11 protein-coding genes and 5 pseudogenes are annotated in these 8618 nt (G+C 71.3%); 11 read left to right on the top strand and 5 right to left on the bottom strand.

All coding sequences use genetic code 11. The annotated features are described in order from the left end of the window. Positions 1-363 (top strand): thiamine pyrophosphate-dependent enzyme (locus A4R44_RS51445; protein WP_232791987.1); only part of this gene is annotated, 363 nt, incomplete at its 5' end. A 33-nt stretch (positions 364-396) separates the two neighbouring features. Here A4R44_RS51445 and A4R44_RS40080 read toward each other — a convergent pair. Further along, positions 397-606 carry a DUF2945 domain-containing protein gene (locus A4R44_RS40080; protein WP_067593242.1) on the bottom strand — a complete coding sequence of 70 codons (210 nt, stop codon included), beginning with the start codon at positions 604-606 and terminating at the stop codon, positions 397-399. Between the two features lie 274 nt (positions 607-880). Between A4R44_RS40080 and A4R44_RS48635 the strand changes: the two are divergent. Both A4R44_RS48635 and A4R44_RS40065 read left to right on the top strand, forming a co-directional pair. Further along, positions 881-1090, top strand: a pseudogene (locus A4R44_RS48635) (VOC family protein); the annotation flags it as partial. 809 nt (positions 1091-1899) lie between these two features. After that, positions 1900-2508, top strand: coding sequence for a flavodoxin family protein (locus A4R44_RS40065; RefSeq protein ID WP_067593236.1), 609 nt, complete (start codon positions 1900-1902; stop codon positions 2506-2508). Positions 2509-2547: 39 nt separating this feature from the next. Here A4R44_RS40065 and A4R44_RS40060 read toward each other — a convergent pair. The 3 pseudogenes from A4R44_RS40060 to A4R44_RS51440 form a co-directional block, all read right to left on the bottom strand. Beyond that, positions 2548-2886: pseudogene (locus tag A4R44_RS40060) on the bottom strand (STAS domain-containing protein); the annotation flags it as partial. Positions 2887-3359: 473 nt separating this feature from the next. Further along, a pseudogene (locus tag A4R44_RS40055) lies at positions 3360-3786 on the bottom strand (4Fe-4S dicluster domain-containing protein); the annotation flags it as partial. Beyond that, positions 3779-3988: pseudogene (locus A4R44_RS51440) on the bottom strand (hypothetical protein); the annotation flags it as partial. The pseudogenes A4R44_RS40055 and A4R44_RS51440, both read right to left, overlap by 8 nt. Here A4R44_RS51440 and selD point away from each other — a divergent pair. Continuing rightward, positions 3887-4743: pseudogene (gene selD, locus A4R44_RS40050) on the top strand (selenide, water dikinase SelD). The pseudogenes A4R44_RS51440 and selD overlap by 102 nt on opposite strands. Positions 4744-4918: 175 nt before the next feature. On the opposite strand, the gene A4R44_RS48630 reads toward selD, so the two are convergent. Further along, the gene (locus tag A4R44_RS48630) at positions 4919-5182 is read right to left on the bottom strand and encodes a hypothetical protein (RefSeq protein WP_067593233.1); all 264 of its coding nucleotides are present in this window, start codon (positions 5180-5182) and stop codon (positions 4919-4921) included. Between the two features lie 69 nt (positions 5183-5251). Here A4R44_RS48630 and A4R44_RS40040 point away from each other — a divergent pair, with 69 nt between their 5' ends. The 7 genes from A4R44_RS40040 to A4R44_RS51435 all read left to right on the top strand — a co-directional run. Next, a complete protein-coding gene (locus tag A4R44_RS40040; protein WP_067593230.1) occupies positions 5252-5707 on the top strand; it encodes a Na+/H+ antiporter subunit E in 456 nt (151 codons plus the stop codon). Continuing rightward, complete coding sequence (locus A4R44_RS40035) at positions 5704-5955, top strand: hypothetical protein (protein ID WP_232791986.1); 252 nt, start codon at positions 5704-5706, stop codon at positions 5953-5955. Before A4R44_RS40040 ends, A4R44_RS40035 begins: the two co-directional genes overlap by 4 nt. Continuing rightward, on the top strand, positions 5952-6251 hold the full coding sequence (locus A4R44_RS40030) for a monovalent cation/H(+) antiporter subunit G (RefSeq protein ID WP_067593227.1): 300 nt from the start codon (positions 5952-5954) through the stop codon (positions 6249-6251). Before A4R44_RS40035 ends, A4R44_RS40030 begins: the two co-directional genes overlap by 4 nt. Beyond that, positions 6248-6484: a DUF4040 domain-containing protein gene (locus tag A4R44_RS40025; RefSeq protein WP_067593226.1), complete on the top strand. Its 237-nt coding sequence runs from the start codon at positions 6248-6250 to the stop codon at positions 6482-6484. Before A4R44_RS40030 ends, A4R44_RS40025 begins: the two co-directional genes overlap by 4 nt. Then, a complete protein-coding gene (locus A4R44_RS40020) occupies positions 6481-7206 on the top strand; it encodes an MnhB domain-containing protein (RefSeq protein WP_067593223.1) in 726 nt (241 codons plus the stop codon). The genes A4R44_RS40025 and A4R44_RS40020 overlap by 4 nt, the downstream gene beginning before the upstream one ends. Further along, positions 7203-7550: an NADH-quinone oxidoreductase subunit K gene (locus tag A4R44_RS40015; RefSeq protein WP_198545638.1), complete on the top strand. Its 348-nt coding sequence runs from the start codon at positions 7203-7205 to the stop codon at positions 7548-7550. Before A4R44_RS40020 ends, A4R44_RS40015 begins: the two co-directional genes overlap by 4 nt. A gap of 3 nt (positions 7551-7553) precedes the next feature. Further along, the coding region (locus A4R44_RS51435; RefSeq protein WP_304456055.1) for a complex I subunit 5 family protein at positions 7554-8618 on the top strand (1065 nt) is incomplete at its 3' end.

The following is an 8618-nucleotide window of genomic DNA, read 5'->3' as shown; positions in this document are numbered from 1 at the left end:
AACGACCTCAACCAGGTCACGTGGGAGCTGCGCGCGATGGGCGGCGCGTCGAAGTTCGAGGAGTCCCCAAGCCTGCCCGACGTCGACTACGTCGGCTTCGCGCTCTTTCTCGGGCTCACCGCGATCACCGTCGACAAGCCGGACCAGCTCGCCGCGGCCTGGGAGACCGCGCTGTCCGGGGGCAAGCCCGCCGTGCTCGACGTCCGCTGCGACCCCGAGGTGCCGCCGATCCCGCCGCACGCGACGTTCGAGCAGATGAAGTCCGCGGCCCAGCCGGTGCTCAAGGGCGACCCCGACGCGTTCCACCTCGTCGTGCAGGGGGTCAAGACGAAGCTGCAGGAGTTCCTGCCGGGCAGGAACTGACGCCCCGGCCGGGACGGCGGCGGCCGCCCGCGCTCAGGCCGGGTGGATCTTGTCCGGGTGGTGCACCGCCGTCCTGCCGGACTTCTCGCTGCGCACCAAGTACTGCGGTTCCTCCTCGGACGCCTTCACATGCCGGCCACCAGCTTCGGTCTCGGTCGTGATCACGTCCTCGATCGTGCCGACCGAGCTTTCGTTGCCGGCTTCCCTCCGGACGCGGTCGCCTTTGCCGAAGTTTCGAGCCACGCTGTCCGTCCTCTCCTGTGCCGCGTTTTCGAGCGTTTACCCTCACCACGACCCGATAATCACGGATCGAGGCCGTCGCTACCCCTTTCGAGTGAAGCCTTGCCCCTCGCGAGGGTGGCGCACCCCACGGGCGAGCCGAACCGGACCGTCGATCTCGTCCGGGGGCCTCACCCGATGCCGAACCGAGTCATGATCAGCCGCGACAGCAAGCCGATCCCGTGCGAGGAATGCGGCCTGCCCACGCTGCACGTCGCGCGAACCTCCGCAGCCGGTCGACGAAGACAAAGCCGGGAAGAACCGCGTGCACCTCGGCATCGCGCCGCTCGAGCTCGACCAGTACGCCGAGATCGCCCGGCTCGAAGGGCTCGGCGCACGCGTGCTCACCGACGACCCGGACGAGCGCTTCGTCGTCCTCGCCGACCCGGCGGGCAACGAGTTCTGCGTCCTGCCCCGGCGGGCCTCGACCGCTACTTCAGGAAACTGACCGCGCGAGCGATGACCAGCAACGACGTCAGCAGCGCCGCGACGCTCTGCACCGTCATCAGGATCTTCGCCCGCGACGACAGCGGCATGGTGTCCGTGGGGGCTGAACGCCGTCGAGTTCGTCACCGACACGTAGAGGTAGTCCAGCAGGGTCGGTACCCAGTCGGCTTTGGCGCTGGAGCAGTCGGCGGCTTCTTCGACCGAGCCGGCATTCTCGTCCTGGGAGAACCGGAAGTCGGCCAGCGGGAAGTCGTCACGACCGGACTGGGTGCGTTTGGCCGGGCCGCCGCGGTCCAGTTCTCAGTAGGCCAGGCCGAACGCGATGACGTTGGTCAGCCACACCTGCAGCGCCCCCAGCAGCACGGCTTGACCGCTGTCGGCGGTGCCGGCGACCAGGTCGTGGATCAGCAGTGCCAACTGCTCCCAGGTTGGTGACCGCGATGACCACGACCAGCGACAGGACGCGGGAGAGCCGGGTCTGGCGGGTGACGCGCCGGGGGTTGAACGCGATCAGCGGGACCAGCAGCGCGAACTCGAGCGCGGGCACCACGAAGCGGGGAGCGACCAGCAGCTGCTGCGCAGCGCGAGGTAGAGCGCGACGGCCACCAGGGTCGCGAAGGCGGCCGGCAGCCGAGCCTCGCCGTGGCGAGGGTGGAAGCGTCGTCGCGATCGGCGGGCATGACGGCGGCTCCTCGCGGACGCCGTTGACCGCCCCTTGATCGACAGGACTTCAGACTAGCCCCGGCCGGTTCAACCGGCGCTCAGCGGGAACCCGGGCCCAAGAAGCCGCTCCCGGCCGTGGAGGTACCGATGTCCGACGCCCTGCGAGTGCTCGCGCTGGTCTGCACACTCAAACCGTCTCCGGCGAAGTCCAGCAGCGACCTGATCACCACGCAGCTGCTGGACCTGTTCGCCGAGCGGAACATCGCCGGCGAGGCCGTGCGCGTCGTCGATTACGACGTCCGCCCCGGCGTCGAAGCCGACATGGGCGACGGCGACGAATGGCCCCAGATCCGGCAGAGGATCGCCGCTGCGGACATCCTGCTTGTCGCTACGCCGACCTGGGTGGGGCACATGTCCAGCGTCACGCAGCGCGTGCTGGAACGCCTCGACGCGGAACTGTCCGAAACGGACGAAGAAGGCCGCCCGGCGATGGTCGGCAAGGTCGCCGTCGCCGCGGCGGTCGGCAACGAGGACGGCGCGCACAAGATCATCGCCGATCTGTTCCAGGCGCTCAACGACATCGGTTTCAGCATCCCGGCCCAGGGCGGGACGTATTGGAACGGCGAGGCCATGCAAGGCGGCGACTACAACGACCTGGACGAAACCCCGGAGGCCGTCGCCTCGGCCAACGCCACCCTCGTCCGCAACGCCGCGCATTTGGCCCGCCTGTTGGAAAGCGCCCGCTACCCCGCCTGACCGGCGGCTTCGCGCTCGAAGGGAACCGGACGCCGCCGGTCACGCGCTCTCCTCGACGAGCCGCAGCGCGGTCAGCCAGCTCTGCGCGGCGCGAAGGTCGCGATGCAACTGCAAGACGTGATCCACCCCCAGCACCGTCACGGGGCGCTGGAGAGCCCGCTGATCGCTCACGACCGCGCACGGAACTCCGGCGGCGTGCGCTTCAGCCGATGCCTCCAGCAGCACCCGTAGGCTCTGTGCCGAGCAGAAGTCGACCCGGGACAGGTCGGCGATCACCGCTTGCGGCCGCAGGCCGATCTCGGTGAGCAGCACGTCGCGGAAGTGCGTGGTGACCGTCGCATCGAGGCTGCCGACAGCCGTTACCAGAACTGTGTCGGCGGTGGTCGCAACCGTGAACGTCGCTTGGGCCGTCCGAAGCCTCCTCTTTCGCTGCTGGCGGGCTACTCCTGCAGGGGGAACGGCTTCTCGGCTGAACCGTGATAGCGCTCAGATACCCGGATCGGGTGAATTCGATGCACGTCCTCCGAGACGCTCGCGCTGGGGCACGACGACGTACTTCGGATCCTTGGCCGACTCGACGTCCGCGGCGTAGACGCCGAACCGCGTACACAGCCCGGACGCCAGGTAAGCGGCTCCCGCGCGGCGATTCCCACGACTCGGTGGCATCGGGCGGCCAGTGACAGCGCCATGCCCGTCGCCGTGAGCGCCTTCGCCGCCTTGAGCAGCTTTCCGGCCCGGCCGGTCCGGTACGGCTCGGACGTCAGTCCCAGGCCGGTTTCCAGGTGGTGCTCGGCCACGAGCTCGGCGTCCGCGCCGGCCAGGCCGGCGCGGACGCCCGGCCCGGTTTCGTCCGGGCAAGCCGGGACGCAGTAGCCGCAGCCGTTGCAGATGTCCTGCTGCACGACGACGGTGTCGAACTCCGTGCGGAACAGCGCGCCGGTCGGGCAGACGTCCAGGCACGCCGCGTGCGTGCAGTGCTTGCAGACGTCGCTCGACATCAGCCAGCGCACCCCGGCGTCCTCCTGCTCCGCCGCGCCGACCGCGGGCATTCCGAGGTCCACTGTGGACTTGGGCTGCTCGATGAACGCGACGTGCCGCCAGGTGTTCGCTCCGAGGTCACCAGTGTTGTCGTAGGACATCCCGAGCAGGTCGAGCCCACCCACCCGCCTCCGGGACGCCGTTCCACTCCTTGCACGCCACTTCGCAGGCCTTGCAGCCGATGCACACGGACGTGTCGGTGAAGAACCCCATCCGGGGCTGGGTGCCGTACTCAGCCATCGGCTCGCCTCCGGTACTCGGCCACCAACTCCGGCAACGCGGCACCGCGCGGGCGCCGTCCCGGCCGGATGTCGCAGGTGGCCGCCTCGGATTCCTGGATGTGCACGTTCGGGTCCAGCGCGATCGACAGCAGGTCGTTGGCCGCGGCGCCGCGGGACAGCCCGTTCGGGCCCCAGTGGCAGGGCAGGCCGACCCGTACGACTGGGGCCGGATCGCCGCGGTGAACGCGCTCTCCGACGTCTACGCCATGGGCGGCGCCCCGGTGGTCGCGGTGAACCTGCTCGGCTGGCCGCGCGACGTCCTGCCGTTCGAGCTGGCCGCCGAAGTGCTGCGCGGCGGCCTGGACGTCTGCGGCGAGGCCGGCTGCCACCTCGCGGCGGGCACAGCGTCGACGACCCCGAACCCAAGTACGGTCTCGCTGTCACCGGCACCGCCGACCCGGACCGGTTGCTGCGCAACGACGCCGGCCGCGCGGGCGTCCCGCTGACGCTGACCAAGCCGTTCGGGATCGGCGTCCTCAACTCACGCCACAAAGCCACCGGTGAACGCTTCGAGCAGGCGATCGCCACGATGACCATGCTGAACATCGACGCCTCGCAGGCTGCGCTCGCGGCCGGAGTCACGTGCGCGACCGACGTCACCGGCTTCGGGCTGCTAGGCCACCTCTACAAGCTGGCCCGCGCGAGCGGCGTCACAGCGCGGATCGACCCAGCGGCGGTGCCGTACCTCGACGGTGCCCGCGAAGCCCTCCGGGACGGCTACGTCAGCGGCGGGACGCGCCGCAACCTCGACTGGGTAAGCCCGCACGCCGACCTGTCCCGCATCGCCGAGGACGAGGCGCTGCTGCTGGCCGACGCCCAGACATCGGGCGGCCTGCTGACCCCTGGAGAGGTGCCCGGCCATCCGGTGATCGGGGAGCTGCTCCCCCGCGGCGAGCACACGATCGTGGCCGGCTGACGCGTTGCCCCCCCCACCCGCAGGCTATCCCCGAGCGGGAAGGAAGGCTCGCATGAGCCAGTCCGAGGACGCGGTCACCGTCGTCCGGCACCATCTGCGCGCCGCCTTCGCCGGGCCCGCGTGGCTGCAGCCGTGGCTCGACCGGCACAGCGGGCTCGACCTCGACGCGGCCGGGCTACGTGTTCGCCTCGGCCCGCAGCTCGTCTCGACGCCACTGACCGACGTCGCCGACGTCGAGGTCAGCGAGCTCTTCCACCCCCGGCGCGCTCGGCATCCGGCTGTCGCTGGCCGATCGCGGCCCGGCGTTCGGTGCCAATGCGGCCCGCGGGGTCTGCGTCCGGTTCCGCGAGCCCGTTCCCGGCATCGAGCCTGCCGGGTTGCTGCGCCATCCGGCGCTGACCGCGACCGCGGCCGAACCGGAACTGGTGGCCGGGACCATCGCCCGGGCGGTCGGCGCCGCCGGTTGACGCGGTCGCGGAACGGGTAGGTCCGGAGCCGGAGGTGCGCTATGCGGGCGACGGCCGAGGTCGTGGTGTGGTGGCTCGCGCTGACCGGGCTGTGGGTGCTGACCCTGGCCACGCCGTCGGCGCCGGAGCTGGCCGCGTCCGCGGTGGCCGCCGCCGTCTGCGCGCTCGCGGCGTTCTTCGCGCGCCGGGCCATGTGCGGCTCCTGGCGGCCACGGGCGGCTTGGCTGACGTGGAGTTCGGTGCCCGTCGCGGCCGTCCGGGAGACCGCGGCCGCGCTCGTCACCGTCTTCCAGCATCCGTCGGCCGGCACCTTCGACGAGGTCGCCGTCCCCGATGAACCGCAGGCGGAGCACGACGCCCGGCTGGCTGTCGCCACCGTGGTGATCGGCTGCACGCCCGGCACGATGGTCGTCACCAGCCCGCCCGAGGAGAACCGGCTCCTCGTGCACCGGCTGCTGCCGGGTCGGTCCGCGACGCTCGAACGGGTGAGCCGGTGACGTGGCTGCTGCTCGCCGCCGTGCTGCTGATGGCGGGCGGGCTCGGACCGGCGTTGTGGCTGGCTTCGCGCGGCAGTGCGGTCGAACGCCTCGCCGGGCTGCAACTGGCGGGGGCCGCCACCGTGCTGACGCTGCTGCTGCTCGTGCAGGCCTACGGCCCGTCGAGCGCAATCATCCTGCCGCTGACGCTGACCGTGCTGGCCTTCGCCGGCACGCTCGTCTACGCCCGGCTGCTGGGGACGCGATGACCGTCGTCGCCCAAGTCCTCGTGTTCGCCGGTGTGTTCGCCGTCCTCGTTTCAGCCGTCGGCATGCTGCGGGCGAAGGACCTGCTCGCGCGCCTGCACCTGCTCTCCCCCGTGACCACGCTCGGCGCGCCGCTGATCGGCGCCGGACTGGTGCTCGTGAACGGCGCGCACCTCGGCTCGGGCGCGATCGTCGTCACGGTCGTCCTGCTCGTGGTCACCGGGCCGATCCTGCAGACCGCCACCGCCCGGCTGGAAGCCCGCCGCCGCGGCGACATCGACGAGGACCTGCCGGCATGACGACCGCCGTGCTGCTCGTCGCACTCGCCCTGGTCGCCGCGTCCGGGTTCGCCGTCGTCGCGACGCACGACCCGAAACGCCAGGCGATCACCCTCTCGGTCTTCTCGTTCTGCCTGACCGTCCTGTTCGTCGTGTTCCAAGCGCCGGATGTCGCATTGTCCGAACTTGCGGTCGGCGCGGCCGTGGTGCCGCTGCTGGTGCTGCTGACGCTGCGGAAGGTCGGCAAGCGATGAGGACCCGCGACGTCGTCGGCGGAGTCGGGCTGGCCGGGGTCGCCGCGCTGTTCGTGACGGCGTTCACGCGCATGCCGGAGGCCGGTGCTGCCGGGCACCTCTACCGGGATCTGGTGCTGCCGCTGGGCTTCCAGCGCGTCACGCCGAACCTGGTGTCGTCGGTCAACTTCGACCTGCGCGCGTTCGACACCCTCGGCGAGGAGACGATCGTCGCGGCCGCGGTCGTCGGCACGCTCGCGCTGCTGCAGCCGCCGAAGTCCCAGGCCCGGCCGAAACCGGACGACAGCAGGTACGTCCTGCCCGCGGTGAAGCTCGCCGGATACCTGCTACTGCCGGTCACCGTGCTGCTCGGGCTCGACATCGTGGTCCACGGCCACCTCACACCCGGCGGCGGCTTCCAGGGCGGCGTCGTCCTCGCCACCGGCTGGCACCTGCTCTACCTCTCCGGCAGCTACCGGGCGCTGGCGCGGCTGCGTCCGCTGGACTGGTGCGAGTACGCCGAAGCGGCCGCCACCGGGTTGTACGTCGTCACCGGGCTGGTGGGCTTGGTCGTCGGCGGCTCGTTCCTGGCGAACGTGCTGCCGCTGGGCGAGTTCGGCTCGCTGCTCTCGGCCGGGATCGTGCCGGTGCTGAGCGTGCTGGTCGGCATCGAGGTCGCCGCCGGGCTCGTCGTGCTGCTGTCGCGGTTCTTCCTGCACGGGCTCGAGGAGGACGAGCCGTGATCGTCTCGATGGCCTGCGACGGCGTCGCCGCGTGGCTGCTGCTGCTCGGCTGCGCCGGCATCATGCGCAGCCGCCACCTCGTGCACACCGTCGTCTCGCTGTCGGTCGCGCAGGCCGGCACCTACGTCCTGCTGCTGGCCATCGGCTACCAGGACCAGGCGGGCGCACCGATCGTGACGCCCGGGCAGGCACAGCCGGTCGTCGACCCGATGGTGCAGGCCATGACGCTCACCGACATCGTCGTCTCGGCGACGATCACCGCGCTGCTGCTCGCGCTGACGCTGCAGATCTCGCGCCGCCACGGCACCGTCGACCCGGACGAGCTCCGCGCGCTGCGCGGCTGACCCATGACGATCCTGCCCGCCCTCATCGTCGCCGTGCCGCTGCTGGTCGCGTGCCTGCTGCTGGGGCTCGGCCGGACGCTCCCCCGCGTCGTCGTCGACGTCACCGCGACCGCGACGGCCGCCGCGGTCTGCGTGCTGTGCGTGATCCTGCTGGCCACCGCCCGGCACGAGCGGGTCGTCGGCTGGCTCAGCGGGCAACGGCCGGAGGGCACGCGCTCGGTCGGCATCGTCCTGGTCGCGGACGGGCTGAACACGGCACTCGCGGTCCTGGCGTCGTTCCTGATGGCCTGCGCGCTGCTCTACAGCTGGCGGTACTTCAAGGCCGTCGAAGCCCGCTACCACGCGATGATGCTGCTGTTCCTGACCGGCATGCTCGGGTTCCTGTTCACCGGCGACCTGTTCACCCTCTTCGTGTTCTTCGAGCTGATGAGCGGCGTCGCCTACGCCCTGACCGGGTACCGGATCGAAGAGGCCGACTCGGTGCAGGGCGCGTTCAACTTCGGCGTCGTGAACTCGCTCGGCGCGTACTTCACGCTGATGGGCATCGGCCTGCTCTACGCCCGCGGCGGGCAGCTCGGGCTCGCGCAGCTCGGCATCGCGCTCGGCGGCCGCCCGCCGGACGCGCTGGTCGTCGCCGCGTTCGTGCTCGTCTGCACCGGGCTGCTGGTCAAGGCCGCGGCCGTGCCGTTCCACTTCTGGCTCGCCGACGCCCACGCCGTCGCCCCGACGCCGGTGTGCGTGCTGTTCTCCGGCGTCATGGTCGAACTCGGGCTCTACGGGGTCCTCCGCGTCCGGACCACCGTGTTCGGCACCACGCTCGACGACGCCGCCGTGAGCCGGGTCTTCCTGGTGGCCGGACTCGCGAGCGCCCTGCTCGGCGCCGTCCTGTGCTTCACACAACGGCACCTCAAGCGCCTGCTGGCCTACTCCACGATCGCCCACATCGGGCTATTCCTCTGCGGGCTGGCCGCGACCGGCGGCGAAGCGACGACGGCGTTCCTGCTCTCCGTACTGGGCCACGCGGGCGCCAAGGGCGCGCTGTTCCTGCTGGCGGGCGTGCTGCTGGAC

This window comes from Amycolatopsis sp. M39, from assembly GCF_001651785.1.
Lineage (GTDB): Bacteria > Actinomycetota > Actinomycetes > Mycobacteriales > Pseudonocardiaceae > Amycolatopsis > Amycolatopsis rubida.
Note: the sequence above shows the minus strand (reverse complement) of the source record. Positions and strands in the feature narration are given on the sequence as shown.

Excerpts from the sequence above, each read along its gene's own strand:
- A4R44_RS48630 (WP_067593233.1), bottom strand. The coding sequence starts at position 5,182 with ATGGTCCCGGCCACCAGTTCCGGTTCGGCCGCGGTCGCGGTCAGCGCC.
- A4R44_RS40025 (WP_067593226.1), top strand. The coding sequence starts at position 6,248 with ATGACGACCGCCGTGCTGCTCGTCGCACTCGCCCTGGTCGCCGCGTCC.
- A4R44_RS40065 (WP_067593236.1), top strand. The coding sequence starts at position 1,900 with ATGTCCGACGCCCTGCGAGTGCTCGCGCTGGTCTGCACACTCAAACCG.
- A4R44_RS40020 (WP_067593223.1), top strand. The coding sequence starts at position 6,481 with ATGAGGACCCGCGACGTCGTCGGCGGAGTCGGGCTGGCCGGGGTCGCC.
- A4R44_RS40040 (WP_067593230.1), top strand. The coding sequence starts at position 5,252 with ATGCGGGCGACGGCCGAGGTCGTGGTGTGGTGGCTCGCGCTGACCGGG.
- A4R44_RS40030 (WP_067593227.1), top strand. The coding sequence starts at position 5,952 with ATGACCGTCGTCGCCCAAGTCCTCGTGTTCGCCGGTGTGTTCGCCGTC.